Annotated in this window: 16 protein-coding genes and 1 pseudogene; 10 read left to right on the forward strand and 7 right to left on the reverse strand. The window is 64.3% G+C overall.

Features of this window, described 5'->3' with window-relative positions:
- Positions 1 to 96, forward strand: a 96-nt coding sequence (locus BCO18175_RS41060; RefSeq protein ID WP_368040727.1) for an IS3 family transposase, incomplete at its 5' end; no start/stop codon positions are given.
- Positions 97 to 104: 8 nt separating this feature from the next.
- Here the strand turns inward: BCO18175_RS41060 and tssC are convergent.
- From tssC to tssH, 3 genes and pseudogenes are all read right to left on the reverse strand, one after another.
- Positions 105 to 1,010: pseudogene (gene tssC / locus BCO18175_RS35025) on the reverse strand (type VI secretion system contractile sheath large subunit); the annotation flags it as partial.
- A 27-nt stretch (positions 1,011 to 1,037) separates the two neighbouring features.
- Positions 1,038 to 1,580, reverse strand: a complete 543-nt coding sequence (gene tssB, locus BCO18175_RS35030) for a type VI secretion system contractile sheath small subunit (RefSeq protein ID WP_174987653.1) — start codon at positions 1,578 to 1,580, stop codon at positions 1,038 to 1,040.
- Positions 1,581 to 1,618: 38 nt separating this feature from the next.
- On the reverse strand, positions 1,619 to 4,312 hold the full coding sequence (gene tssH, locus BCO18175_RS35035) for a type VI secretion system ATPase TssH (RefSeq protein ID WP_174987656.1): 2,694 nt from the start codon (positions 4,310 to 4,312) through the stop codon (positions 1,619 to 1,621).
- 510 nt (positions 4,313 to 4,822) lie between these two features.
- Here tssH and BCO18175_RS35040 point away from each other — a divergent pair.
- The 7 genes from BCO18175_RS35040 to BCO18175_RS35070 all read left to right on the forward strand — a co-directional run bounded on the left by BCO18175_RS35040 (position 4,823) and on the right by BCO18175_RS35070 (position 11,711).
- The gene (locus BCO18175_RS35040; RefSeq protein ID WP_174987659.1) at positions 4,823 to 5,494 is read left to right on the forward strand and encodes a TagK domain-containing protein; all 672 of its coding nucleotides are present in this window, start codon (positions 4,823 to 4,825) and stop codon (positions 5,492 to 5,494) included.
- Positions 5,491 to 6,342 (forward strand): type VI secretion system accessory protein TagJ, encoded by an 852-nt coding sequence (locus tag BCO18175_RS35045; protein WP_174987662.1) that lies wholly within the window; start codon positions 5,491 to 5,493, stop codon positions 6,340 to 6,342. Before BCO18175_RS35040 ends, BCO18175_RS35045 begins: the two co-directional genes overlap by 4 nt.
- A complete protein-coding gene (gene tssE / locus BCO18175_RS35050; RefSeq protein ID WP_174987665.1) occupies positions 6,335 to 6,892 on the forward strand; it encodes a type VI secretion system baseplate subunit TssE in 558 nt (185 codons plus the stop codon). The genes BCO18175_RS35045 and tssE overlap by 8 nt, the downstream gene beginning before the upstream one ends.
- Positions 6,893 to 6,924: 32 nt before the next feature.
- Complete coding sequence (tssF, locus tag BCO18175_RS35055) at positions 6,925 to 8,814, forward strand: type VI secretion system baseplate subunit TssF (protein ID WP_174987668.1); 1,890 nt, start codon at positions 6,925 to 6,927, stop codon at positions 8,812 to 8,814.
- Complete coding sequence (tssG, locus tag BCO18175_RS35060) at positions 8,814 to 9,887, forward strand: type VI secretion system baseplate subunit TssG (protein ID WP_174987671.1); 1,074 nt, start codon at positions 8,814 to 8,816, stop codon at positions 9,885 to 9,887. The genes tssF and tssG overlap by 1 nt, the downstream gene beginning before the upstream one ends.
- A complete protein-coding gene (locus tag BCO18175_RS35065; protein ID WP_174987673.1) occupies positions 9,884 to 10,990 on the forward strand; it encodes an ImpA family type VI secretion system protein in 1,107 nt (368 codons plus the stop codon). Before tssG ends, BCO18175_RS35065 begins: the two co-directional genes overlap by 4 nt.
- A gap of 181 nt (positions 10,991 to 11,171) precedes the next feature.
- A complete protein-coding gene (locus BCO18175_RS35070) occupies positions 11,172 to 11,711 on the forward strand; it encodes a DUF746 domain-containing protein (RefSeq protein WP_174987676.1) in 540 nt (179 codons plus the stop codon).
- 192 nt (positions 11,712 to 11,903) lie between these two features.
- Here the strand turns inward: BCO18175_RS35070 and BCO18175_RS35075 are convergent, their stop codons facing one another.
- Positions 11,904 to 12,887, reverse strand: coding sequence for an aldo/keto reductase (locus BCO18175_RS35075; protein ID WP_174987679.1), 984 nt, complete (start codon positions 12,885 to 12,887; stop codon positions 11,904 to 11,906).
- A gap of 119 nt (positions 12,888 to 13,006) precedes the next feature.
- Between BCO18175_RS35075 and BCO18175_RS35080 the strand changes: the two genes are divergently transcribed.
- Positions 13,007 to 13,924: a LysR family transcriptional regulator gene (locus BCO18175_RS35080; RefSeq protein WP_174987682.1), complete on the forward strand. Its 918-nt coding sequence runs from the start codon at positions 13,007 to 13,009 to the stop codon at positions 13,922 to 13,924.
- Between the two features lie 79 nt (positions 13,925 to 14,003).
- Here BCO18175_RS35080 and BCO18175_RS35085 read toward each other — a convergent pair whose 3' ends face one another.
- From BCO18175_RS35085 to BCO18175_RS35095, 3 genes are all read right to left on the reverse strand, one after another.
- Positions 14,004 to 14,444, reverse strand: coding sequence for a GNAT family N-acetyltransferase (locus tag BCO18175_RS35085; RefSeq protein ID WP_174987685.1), 441 nt, complete (start codon positions 14,442 to 14,444; stop codon positions 14,004 to 14,006).
- 105 nt (positions 14,445 to 14,549) lie between these two features.
- Positions 14,550 to 16,271 carry a ubiquinone-dependent pyruvate dehydrogenase gene (poxB, locus tag BCO18175_RS35090; RefSeq protein WP_174987688.1) on the reverse strand — a complete coding sequence of 574 codons (1,722 nt, stop codon included), beginning with the start codon at positions 16,269 to 16,271 and terminating at the stop codon, positions 14,550 to 14,552.
- 209 nt (positions 16,272 to 16,480) lie between these two features.
- Positions 16,481 to 17,008, reverse strand: coding sequence for an Lrp/AsnC family transcriptional regulator (locus BCO18175_RS35095; protein ID WP_050017644.1), 528 nt, complete (start codon positions 17,006 to 17,008; stop codon positions 16,481 to 16,483).
- Between the two features lie 164 nt (positions 17,009 to 17,172).
- Between BCO18175_RS35095 and mdeB the strand changes: the two genes are divergently transcribed.
- Positions 17,173 to 19,911, forward strand: a complete 2,739-nt coding sequence (gene mdeB, locus BCO18175_RS35100; RefSeq protein ID WP_174987691.1) for an alpha-ketoglutarate dehydrogenase — start codon at positions 17,173 to 17,175, stop codon at positions 19,909 to 19,911.
- Positions 19,912 to 20,053: the final 142 nt, after the last annotated feature.

The raw sequence follows: 20,053 nt of genomic DNA on the forward strand, positions 1-20,053 counted from the left end.
GACTGGATCGAAGGCTATTACAATCGACAGCGCATGCACACGTCGATCGACTACTGCACTCCCGTCGAATACGAAACGCTACGCGCTGCTGCATGACATGCTGTACGTGAAAACGAGGCAGGGTCATACTGCTTGAACGAGCGGTTGATGTTGACGCCCATCGCGTACGCCGCGTTCGCCCAGCCATAGCGCCCATGGTTCGAACCGTTCGTGTCTTCCTCGAAATCGAATTCGTCGACCGGGTTGGTTTTCGCGCCATACGGCAGGCGCGCGAGGAATCGTGGCATCGCGAGCCCCACATAGCGCGCGTCCTCGGTGTTGCGCATCGAGTTCCACGCGGTGTATTCGAGGTTCTGCATGAAAATCTTCGTCAGGTCGCGCGGGTTCGCGAGCTCCTGCCACGACTCCATCTGCAGAACTGACGGTGCGGCACCGGTGATAAACGGTGTGTGCGCGGCAGCCGAGACCTTCGCGATCGAGCCGAGCAGATCGACGTCTGGCGGCGTATGGTCAAAGTAGTAGTCCGCAACAAGGCACCCGTATGGCTCGCCGCCGAGCTGGCCGTACTCCTCTTCGTAGATTTGCTTGAAGAGCGGGCTCTGATCCCAGGCAAGGCCCTTGTAGCGGCGCATCGTGCGATGCAGTTCGACCTTCGAGACGTCCATGAAGCGGATCTTCAGGTGCTCGTCGGTTTCAGTGTTCGACACGAGGTGATTCAGGCCGCGCCAAGCGGATTCGAGCGCCTGGTAATCCTCGTGATGCAGGATCAGGTTGATCTGCTCGGAGAGCTTGTGATCGATCTGCGCGATGATCGCCGCGATGCTCTTGTAGGCGTCGTCGCTGATCGTCGCCGTTTGCACCAGCGCCTGCTCGGCGAGCGTCTGAACGGCCAGTTCAACGGCTTCGCGCGCGTCGTCGGTCTTGGGTCGGAACTCGCGTTCCAGCAGCTGAGTGAAATCGGATTGGGTATCTGTCTGCGCAACCGCGGCCCGTGCTTCCTGTTTCGCCATGATGGTCATCCTTTATCGGTTCATCGGTCAGTTCGCGCCGTCTTGATCGGCAGTTTCGTCCGCTTGCCGCTCGGGCTTCGGCGCGGCGGCCAGCGACTTGAGCAACGCCGGGTCCTGCAGCAACTGCGTAACGAGCGCCTCGGCGCCCGATTTGCCGTCCATGTAGGTCTGCAGATTGGCGAGTTGCGTACGCGCTTCCAGCAGTTGGCGCAGCGGCTCGACCTTGCGCGCGATCGCGGCAGGCGAAAAATCCTCCATGCTCTCGAAGGTCATATCGACCATCATCTGGCCCTCGCCCGTCAGCGTATTCGTCACGGCGAATGCGACGCGCGGCCGGATCGCCTTCATGCGCTCATCGAAATTATCGATGTCGATTTCGAGAAAGCGTCGGTCCGATACCGCCGGCAGCGGCTCGCTCGGATGCTTGCTCGACAGATCGGCAAGCACGCCCATCACGAACGGCAGCTCGACCTTCTTCTCCGAGCCGTAGACCTCAACGTCATACTCGATCTGCACACGCGGCGCACGGTTGCGCGCAATGAATTTCTGCGAACTGCTGGATGCGGCCATGAATGAAGCTCCTGAACGGTGGTGGTTGGATGACAAGCTCAGAGAACCGGCTCGTCTGAATGAAGGACGTTCGCCTCGAACGCGAGGGCCTGTGCTGGTGGGCGGGATGGGTCGGCCACGCCGATCGCAATACGCGACAGCATCTGCTTCGACGTAAAGGCATCGAGCCACAGCGCGGCCAGTCGAGGCAGCACGTGCTGCTCGATGAATCCGATCAACACGCGTGCGCCTGTCTCCTGCACGAGACAGCGGTCGACGATGTAATCGACGACCGCGTGGTCGTACGTCAGTGCGATGTCGCGGCCGTGGGCCATACGCTTGGCGACGCGCCCCAGATGCAGGCGGACGATGCTGGCGAGCGCACTGTCGGCAAGCGGCCGGTAGGGCACGACGGTCACGCGCCCGAGGAACGCCGCCGGGAAAACCTTGAGCAGTTCAGGCGTCAGCGTCTCCCTCAGGCCATCCTGATCCGGTGCGAGCAAGGGATCAGCGCAGAGACTCGTACTCAGTTCGGAACCGACGTTGCTCGTGAGCAGGATCGTCGTGTTGCGGAAATCGATGTAACGACCGTCGCCGTCTTCCATGTAGCCTTTGTCGAACACCTGGAAGAACATCTCATGCACGTCGCGGTGAGCCTTCTCGATCTCGTCGAGCAGTACGACCGAATACGGACGGCGGCGCACCGCTTCGGTCAGGACACCGCCCTCGCCGTAGCCGACATAACCCGGAGGCGCCCCTTTCAGGCCCGAGACGGTGTGTGCCTCCTGATACTCGCTCATGTTGATCGTGATCAGGTTCTGCTCGCCGCCGTAAAGTGCTTCGGCGAGCGCCAGAGCCGTTTCCGTCTTGCCGACGCCCGAGGGGCCGGCGAGCAGGAACACACCGAGCGGCTTCTTCGGGTCGGTCAGGCCAGCGCGCGCGGTTTGCACGCGTTCACCCATTTGACGCAGCGCGCCGGTCTGGCCAATCACGCGTGCCTCGAGCGTGTCGGGCAGCATGCGCACAGCCGCGACCTCGTCGGTCACCATGCGGCCCACAGGGATGCCGGTCCAGTCGGACACGATTTCAGCGACGATTGCCTCGTCGACCTCGGGGAAGACCAGGGGCATCTCGCCCTGTAGGTCGGCAAGCGCACGTTCGAGATCGCGGAGCTTCGTGAGCGACGCGGCCTGATCCCGTAAACACTCACCCTCGTCAGGCGCAATGGCCTCGCGGGCGGCCAGCAATGCCCCGGCGGCGGCGGCCTGAGCACGCCAGCGATCCTGGACTGCCGCCTCTTCCGTTACCAGCGCATCGATACGGCCCCGCACGCCGGCCAATGCCCTGTCGGCATCCAGACCGATGCGCGCTTCCTGCACGAGCAACGCTTCCTCGGCACGCGCGGCCGCAAAACGCTGTCGCACGTCGTCCAGTTCACGCGGCGCGGCATGCTGCGACAACGCCACACGCGCGCAGGCGGTGTCAAGCAGGCTGATGGCCTTGTCCGGCAGCTGACGCGATGGGATATACCGGTGTGACAGCGTCACCGCCGCACGGATCGCTTCGTCAAGCACCACGACGCCGTGATGCCGGGAAAACGTATGTACGAGCCCGCGCACCATATCGACGGCGGCAGCTTCGGACGGCTCCGCAATCTGCAGCACCTGGAAGCGTCGCGTGAGCGCCGGATCCCTTTCGATGTGACGCTTGTACTCGGCCCAGGTCGTCGCACCGATCGTACGGATCGAGCCGCGCGCAAGCGCGGGTTTCAGCAGATTGGCGGCGTCGCCCGTGCCCGCCTGCCCGCCTGCGCCGATCAGCGTGTGAATCTCGTCAATGAAGAGGATCACCGGCGCATGCGATTTTGCAGCGGCTTCGAGCAACGCTTTCAGACGCGCCTCGAACTCCCCTTTCATGCTCGCGCCGGCGAGCAATGCGCCGACGTCGAGCGACAGCAGCCGCACATCGGCAAGCTTCGGCGGCACGTTGCCCGACGCAATCGCGCGCGCCAGCCCTTCCACGACGGCCGTTTTGCCAACGCCGGCCTCCCCCGTCACCAGCGGATTGTTCTGCCGACGGCGCAGCAGCACGTCGATCATCGTGCGAATCTCGAGTTCACGGCCGATGACCGGGTCGATCTCGCCCGCGCGAGCGCGCGCCGTCAGGTCGGTGCAATATTGGTCGAGCGAACCACCCTTCAATGCGACTGGCATTGCGCCGGACGCCTCGCCCGGCGTTGCCGTCGAAAAGTCGCTGTGGTCGTACGGCGCATCGGCGGCTTCGGGCGAGCCGTCGATCCATGCGGGCAGCTGATCGTCCAGCCCGTCAACCGGGATCTTGCCGAACGCGGGGGAGATTGACAGCAGAACGCGCCGCAGCTCGGGCGTCGAGACAAGCGCAGCAACGAGCCACGCGCCGCGCACACGACGATCGCCATGACTCAGCGTCGCAAGCACCCATGCGCGCTCGATCGCCGTCTCGATGTGCCACGAGAAATCGCTGATCGAACTGGCGCCGGCCGGCAGCGCGGCCAACGCCCTTGCGAAATCCCGATCCAGTGCGTCGCGATCGATGCCAGCGTGGCGCACGATGCGATGCAGGTCACTGTCGGGTTGCTGCAGGAGCTGATGCAACCAGTGGACGAGTTCCACGTACGGATTGCCGCGCAGCTTGCAGAACTGTGTCGCCGATTCGATGCTGCGGTAGAGCTGAACTCCGAGCTTGCCGAACAGCGCCTGGCGTGAAATCGTCATGCGAACCTTTTTCTTGTTTATTCGGTATGTTCCCGGCCTCGGCCATAGCGATCGGGAATTCTATTCATGCGACATTTATCTACTGTCGCATTTCGCACACAAGGAAAATGAAAGCTTCTCAGGTCGCGCATTATTTCAACCAATTCGCGTCGCCGTCAACCCATTCTAACGATAAAAAACCGAGCCAAATCTCACCTCATCGCTTCTCACAAACCAAAGATGCGACATTCACAATCCGTGCAAAAATGCACAAACAAAACAAACAGCACAACACGCAAGCTGTTGTTTTAATTGAATAATTAAGCATGAAATGTGAATTATTTTTAACAAAAACCATTACCAGCCCCGCTATCTTTATATTCAGCAAGACCGACAACACCCATTATTAATTAATAAATTATTTTGAGATTTAATCTCGATAATATTTTCAAATAAAGACATTACACTTCAATTTGAAGAATTACCCGATCTCATGGGTAAAATGCGCATTCCTTCATATTCGCATCCTCCATGCGCTCATTCCGTATGCCGTGGCACCGCCGCCCCGACACCTCGCTTACCGAGCCCGAGCTGCGCAACGAGCCACCCGATTCCGAGAAGCGGGAGGACAGCGCGGACTTTCTCCTGTTCGAACCATCAGATCGCGTGGGCAGCAATACGTCGATCCTCGATCTGATCGGCAGCCACGGCGTGACTGCCGATACCGCGCGGGGAAAACGCGGCGCCGGGTCGCAGGCGATGCCATTGCCTGAGCGCACCGACGACCTCGTCGAAACGCTTCACGCGCAATACTGGCGCGCGCTGACGGATCCACACACCGCCCTTTCCGGCTCATGGGGCGAACAACTAGACTCGCATGCGACACCTGTTGCCTCAGTCATGCCCGATTCGCACGACCTCTGGCCAACGCCGACAAACGCAGCCGCCTCCGGTTCGATCGAAGTGATGCTGTCAGGCAAACGCAACCTCGAGGACGCGTTCGGCCACCTGAACACGGGTTTCACTCCCGAGCTTGAGATCGAACCCGTGCCAGAAGTCCTGCGCCTCTTTGCGCCCCCCGAATTCCATGCGGCCGAAGCTCGCCGTGCGCCGGCCTTACCGCCCGCGCTCACCCGGCGCGAGCATCACGCGCTGTCGGTCGATAGCCCGCTGGCCGCGCCTGTACGCAAGGACGACGCATGAACATGCCATTTGCTGCCGAAGAGCCGTTTAGCCGCGGCCTGGACAACCTGCCGATCGCCGTGCAGATCGAGCGGATCGAATCGCATATTCGCGCGCAGCCGGCCCTCGCCGCCCATCGGTGGGCGCTGTTCCAGTGGCTGTGCGTAACGGGCGACTGGACACGCGCCGTGATTCAACTGCAGACGTGGGCAAAGCTCGAGCCGCAACAGGCGCAGGCCGCCCAGGTTGTTCGTGACCTGATCCGGGCCGAGCGCTGGCGTCATAAGGTCGTCGTAGGGCGGGAGCGTCCAGGGTTCGTTCTCGAACCTGCGTCGTGGGTCAAGGAGCTGGTGGGTGCATTGGAATTGGCCGCGGACGGACACGACGAACTCGCCGATGACGCCCGCGCAAAGGCGCTCGACGCGGCGCCGCTCATTGCCGCACGCACACCGGGTGGCGTCGCAAGCTGGATCGCCGACAGCGATTCGCGTTTCGGCCCGGTGTGCGAAGTCATCACGGCCGGGCACTATCGATGGGTACCGTTCGCCGATCTTGCCGCGTGGCGCATTGCCCCGCCTGCGAACCTCATTGATCTCGTCTGGGCGCCGTGTGTGCTGACACTGAGCGACGGCAGTACCGTGCGCGGCTTCATGCCTGCCCGCTACCCCGGCTCGGAGGCCGCGATCGATGCCCTGCGTCTGGGGCACGAAACGGCCTGGCATGACGCTGGGCGTACCGCCGTCATCGCGCTCGGACAAAAAACCTGGACAACGGATCAGGGGGATTTCGGTCTCTTCGAACTGGCCCACGCGCAGTTCGGCTCGCGTATCGCGGACGGCGCCACCGCCGGAGAGCCGGTCGATGACTGAGCGCAAGCGGCATCCCACTCGGGGCGACTCGCTCGTCGCCCGCCCACCGCGGCGGGCAAACGCACACCTGATGCCGACTCTGCTCGACCGGCTGCGAGACGACGCACCGCATCGGCTCGTCGAAGCACCCGAGGAATATGCCATCACGCGCAAGCAGATGCGCGACATCGTCCAGCGCGATCTCGCCTATCTACTCAACACGACAAGTATTGAAGACCGGATCGAGCGCGTACGCCACCCGCAAGCGGCCGCGTCGACCGTCAATTTCGGCGTGCCGCCGCTCGCGGGCACCTTTCTCGCGTCGCGCCAGTGGAATGACATCGAGCAAATGATCCGGAAAGCCATCACTGATTTCGAACCGCGGCTGATCCCCGATTCGCTGGTGGTGACGCCCCGCCAGGACGACGCCGCCAGCGGCCATCACAATGTGCTCGCGTTCGAAGTGCGCGGCCTGGTTCACATGGACCCGTATCCACTTGAATTCATGGTGCAGAGTTCGCTCGATCTCGATACGAGCGAAATCCAGATCACCGGCATGCGCTCCGGGTAGGCACCGCATAACGACAAAACGAGACCTTTCCGATGGATCCGCGACTACTCGACTATTACAACCAGGAACTCATCTACATGCGCGAACTCGCCACCGAGTTCGCGCAGGCGCATCCGAAAATCGCGCGCCGGCTCGGCATGCAGGCCGGTGAGGTGGCCGACCCCTACGTCGAGCGCCTGATCGAGTCGTTCTGCTTCATGGCCGCGCGCATGCAGCTCAAGCTCGATGCGGAGTTTCCGCGCTTCACCGGGCGGCTGCTGGAAGTGATCTACCCGAACTACGTCGCGCCCACGCCGTCGATCGCGGTCGCGCGCCTGTACCCCGGTCAGGCCGAAGGCAATCTGGCCGCAGGCTACCGTATCGCGCGCGGCACGTCGTTCAAGGCGCGGGTTCCCGATGGCGAAAAAACCGCTTGCCAGTTTACGAGCGGGCAGGACGTCACGCTCTGGCCGCTCACGATCACCGACGCGCGCCTGACGGGCATTCCGCCCGACATTCCGGCGCTCGACCGCTATGTCCCGCCCGACCGACAGGTGCGCGGTGCATTGCGGCTGCGGCTGGCGACGACAGGCAACGTGCGCATCGCCGATCTGAAGGGGCTCGACCGGCTGCCCGTGTATCTGGCCGGCGACGAACAGGTCGCCTCGCACCTGTTCGAGCTGCTGCACGTCGCCGGCGTCGCGTCCGTGATTGCCCCTCCCGGCGAATTCGGCTCACCGGGCCGCCCTCCCGCCGCCGTGACTCACGGTGCGGTCGAACACGAGGGCTTGCGCACCGATCAGAACTTGCTGCCACTCACCTGGACGAAGTTTCACGGGCACAACCTGCTGCACGAATACTTTGCGTGCCCGGCACGGTTCTGGTTCTTCGCACTCAACGGTCTTGCAGAAGGGCTGTCCCGCGTGAACGGTCGCGAAGTCGAAATCGTCGTGCTGCTCGACCGGGTGCCGGGCCAGCTCGCGAACCTCGTCGACGCGTCGCGCTTCGCGCTGTTCTGCACGCCCGTCATCAACCTCTTCAAACGGCATACCGACCGCATCGAGATTTCCCCCCGCGAGACCGAGTCTCATCTGGTGCCCGCCAGGCTCGCACCGCTCGACTACGAAGTGTTCTCGGTGGAGACCGTGCATGGACAGGTCGCAGCGACTTCCGACGAACTGGAATTCCGTCCGCTTTATCAGACGCTGAACAACGACGAAGGTAATCACGGGCGGTACTTCTCGACACGGCGCGAACGGCGGCTCGTGTCCGATTCGGCCCGCCGTTACGGCACGCGTACCCCCTATGTCGGCACCGAAGTGTTTCTCTCGCTGGTTGACCAGAACGAGGCTCCTTATGGCGAGGACATCCGTTTCCTGTCAGTCGTTGCGCTGCTGACGAACCGGGATCTCGCCACGCTCGTGCCGCGCAACGGCGTGCGTGACCTGGAGACAGAGGAATCGACGCCAGTCGAGAGCATCGGGCTTATTCGCCCGCCGAGCCCGCCGAAAGCGCCGTATGCGGAGCGAGAGATGGCGTGGCGACTGATCCGCCAGCTCAACTTCAACTACCTGCCGCTCGAAGGTCTCGATCACCGTGACGGCGGTCAGGGACTACGCGACCTGCTGCGCCTTACCCTTTCGAACGACAACAACGAGCATCTGCGGCAAGTTGAAAGTCTCGTCGGCGTCAAGACGCGCCCGGTAACACGCAAGCTGCCGGGCACGGGCCCGATGACGTTCGGGCGTGGCATCGAGTGTGCGGTAACGGTCGACGAGGCCGGTTTCTCCGGCGTGAGCCCCTATCTATTCGGTACGATTCTCGAACACTGGCTGGCACGGCACGTGTCGATCAACAGCTTCACACAGACCGAATTGCATTCGATGCAGCGCGGCCGTATCGCTCGCTGGCCCGTGCGCACCGGGACACGCGGAGTGCTGTAATGAAACGTGCCACCCTGCCGGCGCTCGTGCGCGACAGCACGCTTTCGCCCGACTTGCTAGAAAGTCTTCAAATGGAGCCGTGGCGCTTCGGGTTCCTGTCACTGCTGCGACGCATCGGCTCGAACTCTGCGGTCGACCCGATCGGCACCGCGCGCCGACCGCAGGCCGAGCCGTTCCGGCTCGGACAACAACCGAGTCTCGCTTTCGCGCCGCGCGAAATCGCCAGCGTCCAGGAAACGGCGGGACGGCTCAAGGTGCGGCTCTTCGGTCTCGGTATGCTCGGGCCGAACGGGCCGCTGCCGATCCACGTGACCGAATGGGCGCGTGAACGCGAAGAGGGCCGTCACGACACGACGACGGTCGACTTCTTCGACATCTTCCATCACCGGTTCCTGACGCTGTTCTATCGCACGTGGGCATCGGCACAGTCGACAGCCGGCCTCGACCGGAAAGACGACGAGCGGTTTTCGTTCTACATCGCGAGCCTCACGGGCCACGACACCGCCGAAATCGGGCGGCGCCCCCTGCCCTCGCACGCGCGACTGGCAGCGTCCGCGCATCTCGTACGCGAGTCGCGCAACTCGGACGGACTGCGCGCCACACTCGAGCACTACTTCGGCGTGCCGGTCGCGATCGAGGAGAACGTATTCCACTGGATCGCAATCGCCCCGGCCGATCAGGGACGCATGGGCCGGCCGGGCCCCGCCGCGACGATGGGACAAGCCGCAATGCTCGGCCGCGTGGCGCCGGACCGTCAGCACCGGTTCCGCATCGTGATCGGCCCCATCGATCTCGACGCGTATCTGCGCTTCACGCCGCAGGGCGAGGATCTGCCGCGTCTCGTCGAATGGGTGCGTGCGTTCGTCGGCTACGAACTGGAATGGGAGCTCGAACTGCGCATCAGGCCCGAAAGCGCGCCGCCGGCTGTCATGGGCGGCCAGCAACGCATGGGATGGTCCGGATGGCTGGGGCGCCCGAGACCCGACCGGCCGATTACCGGCATGCGGTTCGAACCAGAACGTTATGTGAGGCATTTCGAACAACGCGCTACTGAATCCGACAATCGACCATGAGCAAAAAGCAGTCACCCCGACAGTCCGTATCCGGTAAAGGTACCTCGAAGGACACGCCGCATCCCGACTGGCTCGCGCCAGCGAGCGATTCCATGCCCTGCGGCCCGGACCTCGAATACGACCACGATTTCGTCGTGCTGTTCGCGACCGCGGCGCCCAGACAGGACGTGCAGTACGGCGCATTCGTCGGTGCCCCCGACCCTGTCAACTGGAGCGAGCTTGAACGCGACTGCCAGCGGCTTATGCTGCGTACGAAGGATATTCGGGTCGCCGTCCTGTATACGCGGTGCCGCACGCGGCTTGCCGGTGCCACAGGCCTTGCAGATGGCACAGGGTTGCTGGCCGCCTGGCTCGATGCGTTTGCCGAGCAGGTGCATCCGCAACCCGATGTCGACGGTGGGCACGACGCCGCACATGAAATGCGAATGAATGCAATACAGGCGCTCGCCGATCCGGACGGACTGCTCGCCGACGTGCGCGAGATCGTTCTTTCGAAGTCGACGCGCGCTCGACTGCAGGTACGCGACGTCGAGCGTGCCTTTGCGCACCCTCGCCCCCCCGATGCCCTCGCGCCCGAGTCCGTTATGCAGCAGTTGCGGGATGTGTGCACGCAGCAGCCCGATGTGATGGCGGGGTTCGACGATACGATTACGTATCTCGCAACAATCGAAGCATGGTGCGCCGTGCATCTCGAAGGGTGCCTGCCAGACCTGTCGTCGCTCACGCGGCTCATCGGCAGGTTGAATGCGCCCGCGTCGATAAACGCGGTCGAGCAGTTGGAAGAATCCCGCGATCCCGCGCCGGCCTCCAACCAATCATCAGGAAGTGATGCGTCGGTGCAGCTCGAACCGGTGAATGACAGAACGGTTAGCGCCACCGAGCGCATAACGACCCAGCCGAGATCCGCACCGGCAGACCGCCAAGCCGCACTCACTCTGATTCGTACGGCGCGAACGTGGTTCGAGACCCACGAACCCAGCAGCCCGATTCCCGTGTTGCTCAAACGTGCGGAGCGGTTCGTCGGCAAGCCTTACGCCGAAGTCGTCACGGCGATTCCAGCCGAGCTTCTGGCGCAGTGGGAAGAAACCGACCTTGGCGCATAGCAACGGACAGCCGCTATATGGCACGAGTGGATGACACAGGTGCGCAGACGGCTCTGCAGCAAGGGCCAAGACCCGACGTTCATCACATAGTTGGACAAATGAGATGACGAAGACAGTAGCAGCACTGCAGAGCGAACTCGATCGCCTCGACGCGCAAATTTGAACCGCTCGTAAACGGGAAGTGGGTGATCCGCTCGATCAGATCGCTGAACTCATGGCGCCGTGGTCAATCAGCCTGAATAAGGTGGGCCGGCATTTTCGGCACCGCTTCGGAATGGAGGCGAGCGATGCGTCGCTGCGCCGCACGAACGATTCCGAGTTGACAGCGTTTCTCACCCGCGCCATTCGACAGATCCTGTCCGACGATCCCACCCCGCCCTCCTGTTCGAGGTGCACAAGCGACAATACGTGGCTCGTTTATCGCAGCAGCGACCGTCTTCCTGTTCCCACATTTTGCTGTGACGCTTGCAACCGAACATTCACGCGTCTTCACGACACGTCAATTCAAGATCTCCAAAACAAGGAGAAGTTGTTCGAATTCCTACCCTATCTAGCGCATCAACATCCGCTCGATTCGGTCGCCGCCGAAATGTGCGTCACGCGAGCGACGGTGATGTCCTGGCTACGACGCTTGCGCGCCTTGCTGTGGACGCTCGATCCATCTGGACACTACGTGGCCCGCGTGCGCCTCGGTCAAAGGTCCGCGCTGCAAAAACGCTAGTTTCCGTACTGCACAAGTCAGGCTGACCAACGATTTTCACGTGCATCCCCCTGGACGAATCAGTCCGCCGCAGGAAGAGCAACGATCCATTCGATTCCAGGAAATGCAAACTTAAGGCGACGTGGAGATTGTCCCTGATCCACCTGACCAATGAGCGACGCCTCCGGCGGGTGCCGGCCGCCGGATGCCCGATCAGCGATCGACGCGTTGCTGGAAATGCGCGGGGTAGCGCTCGCCGACGATCCTGATCTGCTGCAGCGCCGTCTCGATCGCGGCGAGATCGTCGTCCGTCAGCACGACTTCCGCCGCGCCCACGTTCTCGTCGAGCCGGTGCAGCTTCGTCGTGCCCGGAATCGGCACGATCCACGGCTTGCGGGCCAGCAGCCACGCCAGCGCGATCTGCGCGCGCGTCGCACCCTTGTCCGTCGCGATCCGGCCGAGCAGGTCGACGAGGCCCGCGTTCGCCTTGCGGTTCTCCTCGGAGAAGCGCGGCACGACATTGCGGAAATCGTTCTCCGCGAACGTCGTATTTGCATCGATCGCGCCGGTCAGGAAACCTTTACCGAGCGGGCTGAACGGCACGAAGCCGATCCCGAGTTCCTCGAGCGTCGGCAGGATCCGCGCCTCCGGCTCGCGCCACCACAGCGAATACTCGCTTTGCAGCGCGGCGACCGGCTGCACCGCGTGCGCACGGCGAATCGTCTGCTCACCGGCTTCCGACAGCCCGAAGTGCGCAACCTTGCCCTCGCGGATCAGGTCCTTGACCGTGCCGGCCACGTCCTCGATCGGCACATTCGGATCGACGCGATGCTGGTAGAACAGGTCGATGCGATCGACCTTCAGCCGCTTCAGCGCCGCATCGGCCACTTCACGAATATGCGCGGGCCGGCTGTCGACGCCCTTCATCGCCTGGCCGTCCTCGAAACCGAACTTGGTGGCGATCACGACCTGGTCGCGAAACGGCGCGACCGCCTCGCCGACCAGTTCCTCGTTGACGAACGGGCCATACGCTTCCGCCGTGTCGAAGAACGTCACGCCACGCTCGAACGCGGCGCGGATCAACGCGATGCCGCTCGCCTTGTCGGTCGCGGGGCCGTAGCCGTAACTCAATCCCATGCAGCCGAGCCCGATTGCCGAGACTTCGAGGCCACTCTTACCAAGCATGCGTTTTTGCATGACGCTCTCCTGCTGAAGATGAAAAAGTTCGACTGAATGCCGAGGAGGCCAGTGTAGGTTGATGGATACACCTCAACAATTGGCGTACCATTTCATGCGTTACTGAGGAAAATTCACAAATGCTCCGCACCGGCATCGGCGAACTGACGACCTTCATCACGATCGCGGAGCAGCGCAGCTTCAGCGGCGCGGCCCGCATCCTGGGCGTGTCGCCGTCGGCGCTGAGCCATGCGGTGCGCCACCTCGAAGCACGGCTCGGCGTGCGGCTCTTCAACCGCACCACGCGCTCCGTCGCGCTGACGGAGGCCGGCGAGCAGTTGCTGCTGCGCGTGCGGCCCGCGGTGGCCGATCTCGAGGACGCGTTGAACGACGCAGCCACCGCCCGCAACCGTCCGTCCGGCCAGATCCGGATCAGCGCATCGGAAGCGGCTGCGCGCCCGCTGATCCGGCATGTGCTGCCCGCGTTCGTTACCCGCTATTCGGACATCCACGTCGAGTTCGTCACCGATTCGCGATTGATCGACATCGTCGAGCACGGCTTCGACGCCGGTATCCGCGTTCACGAAGACGTGCCGCGCGACATGATCGCGGTGAAGTTCGGCGACACGATCCGCTTTATCGCGGTGGCGTCGCCCGACTACCTGTCGCGGCACGCGCCGCCGGAGCGGCCGCAGGACCTCACGCATCACCGGTGCATCCGCTACCGGTTCGAAAGCGGCGCCCTCTATCGATGGGATCTGATCCGCAAGGGCAAGCGCGTCAGCGTGGATGTCGACGGGCCGATGACGCTCGGCAACCAGGGGCTGATGATCGATGCCGCGCTGGCCGGCATCGGCATCGCGTGGGTCACGGAATCGCGCGTGACCGATCATCTTGCCGCCGGGCGGCTCGTGCGCGTATTGCCGGAATGGAGCCAGGATTTCGGCGCGCTGTGTCTCTACTACCCGGCGAACCGGCATCCGCCGGCGGCACTGCGGCTGTTCGTCGAGGCCGTGCGCGAGTGGGTGGCGGCCGGGCGCGAAGCGGCGCCGGCTTGAGCGCACGCGCAAGCACATACGCACATCATCGCGGCTGATGCCGAGCAGCGCGGCAAACGGGTCCCGCCTGCGCTCCAGCTCAGCGCGTGGCGCGCATCAGGATGTTCGCGAACGGCAAGCCTTCGTCGTCCTCGTCGCGCCGCGAAATTTCCTCGAAGCCGAGCCGCGCATAGAACGCGTGGGCACCGCGATTGTCGGCGTACACCTCGAGATCGAGCGCGCCCTTGAGCGCGAGCGCATGTTCGACCAGCGCGCGGCCGATCCCGTGGCCGTGCATCGCCGGCGCGACAAACAATCCGCCGATCGACGCGTCGAGCAGGCCAATGAACCCGACCGGTTCGCCGGCCCGGCACGCGACCCAGGTTTCCGCCTTGGGTAGATAAACCTCTTCGATCAGCGTGCGCTGCTCGCGCAGCCGCGCGTCGCCGAGAAACGGATGCGCGAGCAGCGATGCGTCGAACCAGATGGCCGACAGCGTGTGCAGGTCGGATGCCTCGTAGGCGCGAATCTCGATTGCCATGTTTTTCTGTTGTTCCATTCGTCTTGCGACGACGAACGCACCCCGGCGCGTTCGTCGATGCGGTATGCCGCGCGCGCTGCTCGAAGCATTGCGCGCAGCACTGTATTACCGCAGGTTGGTTCTCGCCAGCTCGACGATCTCGTCGCCGCGCCCGCTGAGGATCGCGCGCAGCATGAACAGGCTGAAGCCCTTCGCATGCGCGAGTTCGATCTTCGGCGGCATCGCGAGTTCGTACTTCGACGTGACGACATCGACGACCGCCGGCCCGTCATGCGCGAACGCCATGCGCAATGCTTCCTCGACGTTCTCCGAATGTTCGACGCGTACGCTGAAGATGCCCGCGCCCTTCGCGATCGCCGCGAAATCGGTCGGGCTCAGGTCGACGTTCGTGTCGAGATAGCCGGCCGCCTTCAGCTCCATCGACACGAAGCCGAGCAGGCTGTTGTTGTACACGACGATCTTGATCGGCAGCTTGAGCTGGCGTGCGGTCAGCAGGTCGCCGAGCAACATCGACAGGCCGCCATCGCCTGACAACGACACCACCTGCCGCCCCGGATGCGCCCCCTGCGCGCCGAGTGCCTGCGGCATCGCGTTCGCCATCGAGCCGTGATTGAACGAGCCGTGCAGCTGCCGCTTGCCGTTCATCGTCAGGTAACGCGCGGCCCACAGCGTCGGCGTGCCGACGTCGGCCGTGAAGATCGCGTCTTCCGCCGCGACTTCGTCGACGATCTTCGTCAGGTATTGCGGGTGAATCGCGCGACCCGGCGGCTCGGCCACCGCGAGATCGTCGAGCCCCTTGCGCGCGACCGCGTAATGCTTCAACGCGTTTTCGAGGAAACGCCGCTGCGTCTTGCGCGTGAGGCGCGGCAGCAGCGCCGCGATCGTCTCCTTCACGGTGCCGACGAGGCCGAGCACGAGTGGCGCGCGATGGCCGAGCTGCGAGCCCTTCCAGTCGATCTGCGCGACCTTCGCGTTCGACGGATAGAACGGCCGGTACGGGAAATCCGTGCCGAGCATCAGCAGCGTGTCGCACGATTCCATCGCGTGATAGCCCGAGCTGAAACCGATCAGCCCCGTCATCCCGACGTCGAACGGGTTGTCCCATTCGACGAACTGCTTGCCGCGCAGCGCATGCACGACCGGCGCGCCGAGCGTATCGGCCAGCGCGACCACTTCATCGTGCGCGCCCTGCGTGCCGCTGCCGCACAGCAGCGTGACCGCGTCGGATGCGTTGAGCAGTGCCGCGAGCCGGTCGAGATCGGCGTCGGCCGGCAGGATCGACGGCGGCGCCGATTCGCTCCACGCCGGTGCCTCTTGCGGGCCGTCGCCGAGCGCGATGTCGCCCGGCAGCACGATCACCGCGACGCCGCGCTCGTCGATCGCGGTGCGCATCGCGCGCGCGAGCACACGTGGGAACTGTGATGCGTTCGTCACGAGCTCCGCGAAGTGGCTGCATTCGCGGAACAGCTCCTGCGGATGGGTTTCCTGGAAGTAGCCGAGGCCGATCTCGGTCGACGGAATGTGCGCGGCGATCGCGAGCACCGGCTGGTGATTGCGGTGGCAGTCGTAGAGCCCGTTGATCAGATGCAGGTTGCCGGGGCCGCAACTGCCCGCGCATACCGCGAGCCGCCCGGTCGACGCGACATCCGCGCCGGCCGCGAACGCGGCACTTTCCTCGTGCCGCGTATGCATCCAGCGGATCGAGCCGATCTGGCTCAGGCTGAACGACAGGCCGTTCAGGCTGTCGCCCGTCACGCCCCAGATGCGCTCGACGCCCGCTGCCGCCAGCGTCTTCGCCAGATATTCCGCCATCGTCTGTTTAGCCATGCTGTCCTCGCTCGTTGATGGGTCGTCACACGAATGAATCGGCTTCGGTGCCGCCTTCGCCACCGAACGGACGAGCATACGCGATCGTTCCGCGCGGCGTCGTGAAGGTGCAATGCGCTTGCACGCGTTTCGGTCGGTCCCTTTCGGCGGTGTCGGGCGAATGTCGCCGTTTCGTCGGCCAGCCGGCGGGATCGCTTGCGAAGGCGCGTTCAACTCCAGTCGGAAGCCGACTCGTCCGGATCGACCAGCGTCAGCCCCGCTGCCGGCAACGGCAGCGCGGTCTTGTAGCGCACCTGCTTCAGCGCGAAGCTCGACCGGATGTTCGACACGCCGGGAATCGTCGTCAGGCGCTCGATGATGAAACGCTCGAGCGTGCGCATGTCGGGCATCACGACGCGCAGCAGGTAGTCGGCGTCGCCCGACATCAGGTAGCACTCCATCACCTCCGGCCGCTGCGAGATCGCTTCCTCGAAGCGCTGCAGTGCGTCCTCGACCTGCTTCTCGAGGCTGACCTGGATGAACACGTTGATCCGCAGCCCGAGCGGCTCCGGGTCGAGCAGCGTGACCTGCTGCCGGAACAGCCCGAGCTTCTCGAGCGCGCGCACGCGGTTGAAGCAGGGCGTGGCCGACAGGTTCACCGCCCGCGCGAGTTCCGCGTTCGTGATCCGCGCGTTCTGCTGAAGCTGGTTCAGGATGCCGATGTCGATGCGGTCGAGCCGCCGCGGGTTTGCGCTCATGGTCGAAATATTCCGGAAGAGTGGCCGTAATCGGAATATTTACACTATCCACACCGGAATTCCCAATGAAATCAGACGCATATTTTGCGGATCGGCGGGTAGCATGATTCGACCGATTGCCACTGATTGCGCGCCGCTCCGAACCGGTGCGCGGGAGACCTGCGATGACGGATCTGTCGAACGGACTCGAAGCCACGCGGCGCGCGAACCTCGCGCACGCCGACGCCGACCCGGAAGAAACCGCCGAATGGCTTGAAGCGCTCGACGCGGTCGTCGCGCACGTTGGCAAGGATCGCGCGCAGTTCCTGCTCGACCGGCTCGCCGCGCATGCGCGCACGAGCGGCCTCGCGGCGGCGCGCGGGCCCGTCACGCCGTACGTGAACACGATCGCCGTGCACGACCAGCCGCCCTACCCGGGCGATGCCGAACTCGAAGAGCGGCTGTCGGCCGCGCTGCGCTGGAACGCACTCGCGATGGTCGTGCGCGCGAACCGCGCGTACGGCGAGCTCGGCGGCCACATCGCGAGCTACGCGTCGGCATCCGACCTGTTCGAAGTCGGCTTCAACCATTTCTTCCGCGCGACAACGGCAGAGGGCAGCAGCGGACCCGGTGAACGCGGCACGAGCGGCGACCTCGTCTACTTCCAGCCGCATTCGTCGCCGGGCGTCTATGCACGCGCCTATCTCGAAGGCTTCCTCGACGAAGCGCACCTGAAGCACTACCGCCGCGAGATCGCCGGGCCCGGCCTGTGTTCGTATCCGCACCCGTGGCTGATGCCCGACTTCTGGCAGTTCCCAACGGGCTCGATGGGCATCGGCCCGATCAACGCGATCTACCAGGCGCGCTTCATGCGCTACCTGCAGCATCGGGGCCTCGCGAACACCACGAACCGCACCGTATGGGGCTTCTTCGGCGACGGCGAGATGGACGAGCCGGAATCGCTCGGCGCGCTGTCGCTCGCCGCGCGCGAGGGGCTCGACAACCTCGTGTTCGTGATCAACTGCAACCTGCAGCGGCTCGACGGCCCGGTGCGCGGCAACGGCCGCGTGATCGACGAGCTCGAGGCGCTGTTCGCCGGTGCCGGCTGGAACGTGATCAAGGTGTTGTGGGGTTCCGACTGGGATCCGCTGTTCGCACGCGATCATGCGGGCGCGCTCGCCCGCGCGTTCGCCGACACCGTCGACGGCCAGTTCCAGACCTTCTCCGCGAACGACGGCGCGTACAACCGCGCGCGCTTCTTCAGCCGCGACCCCGCGCTCGACGCGCTTGCCGCGCAGCTCACCGACGCGGAAATCGACCGCCTGCGCCGCGGCGGCCACGACGCGCGCAAGCTGCACGCCGCGTATGCACGTGCGTTGGCCCATCGCGGCCAGCCGACCGTGATCCTCGCGAAGACGATGAAGGGCTACGGAATGGGCACGGCCGGCCAGGGCCGGATGACGACCCACCAGCAGAAGAAGCTCGACGTCGACGACCTGAAAGCATTCCGCGACCGCTTCCGGCTGCCGCTGTCGGATCTCGACGTCGAGCAGCTCACGTTCTACAAACCAGCCGAAGACAGCCCCGAGATGCGCTACCTGCACGCTCGCCGGGCTGCCCTGGGCGGCTATCTGCCCAGAAGGCGGATGGTGGCGTCGGAGGGGCTCACCGTCCCGCCGACGCCGGCCTGGGGTGCGTTCGCGCTGGACGCGGGAGGCCGCGAGATGTCGACGACGATGGTGCTCGTGCGCATGCTGGCCGCGCTGCTGAAGGATCCTGCGCTCGGCCCGCGCGTCGTACCGATCGTCGCGGACGAAGCGCGCACGTTCGGCATGGCGAACCTGTTCCGGCAGGTCGGCATCTACTCGCCGCTCGGGCAGCGCTACGAACCCGAGGATCTCGGCTCGATGCTCTACTACCGCGAGGACACACGCGGACAGATTCTCGAGGAAGGCATTTCGGAGGCCGGGGCGGTGTCGTCGTGGATCGCCGCCGCGACCGCGTACAGCGTGCATGACCTGCCGATGCTGCCGTTCTACATCTACTATTCGATGTTCGGCTTCCAGCGCATCGGCGACCTGATCTGGGCCGCTGCCGACCAGCGCTCGCGCGGCTTCCTCGTCGGCGCGACGTCGGGCCGCACGACGCTCGGCGGCGAGGGGCTGCAGCACCAGGACGGCAGCAGCCATCTCGCGGCGTCCACGATCCCGAACTGCCGCGCGTACGATCCGGCGTTCGCGTACGAAGTCGCGACGATCGTCGATGCCGGCATGCGCGAGATGGTCGAGCAACAGCGCGACGTGTTCTATTACGTGACGGTCACGAACGAGAACTACGCGCAGCCGTCGATGCCCGACGACGATCCGGCCGCGCGACGCGAAGGCATCCTGAAGGGCATGCACCGGCTGCCGTCGGGTTCGAATGCAACGGCGCGCGTGCAGTTGCTCGGCGCGGGCGCGATCCTCGGCGAAGTGCTCGCCGCGCAGCGGATGCTGAAGGACGACTGGGGCATCGACGCCGCCGTGTGGAGCGTCACGAGTTTCAGCGAACTGCAGCGCGACGGGATGGCAGCCGAACGGCTGTCGCGGCTTGGCGATGCGCCGCGCGGGCCGTATGTCGAAGAGAGGCTTGCGTCGACACAAGGCCCCGTGATCGCGGCGACCGACTACGTGCGCGCGGTGCCCGAGCTGATCCGAGCCTACGTGCCGCGCCGCTACGTGACGCTCGGCACCGACGGGTTCGGTCGCAGCGATACGCGCGAGGCGCTGCGTGCGTTCTTCGAAGTCGATCGGGCAAGCATCGTGCTTGCTGCGTTGAAGGCGCTGGCCGATGACGGTGAACTCGACGCGGCGATACTGCACACGGCGCGCGAACGACTCGGCAAGACGGTGCGGCAGCCTGGCGGAGCGCCGTGGCAACGCTGAGCACACGCGCAATGTTGTCGAGCGCTTTTTCAACCGTATCAAGAATTTTCGTCGAGTCTCCACTCGACACATTTCCCGCGAGATAGTCGCGGAACACGAGCACACAATTTGAGATGGTGGGCGAAGACGAATAGGTAGAATA

Origin of the sequence: Burkholderia lata, assembly GCF_902499335.1 — a bacterium.
GTDB classification, from domain to species: Bacteria; Pseudomonadota; Gammaproteobacteria; order Burkholderiales; family Burkholderiaceae; genus Burkholderia; species Burkholderia lata_B.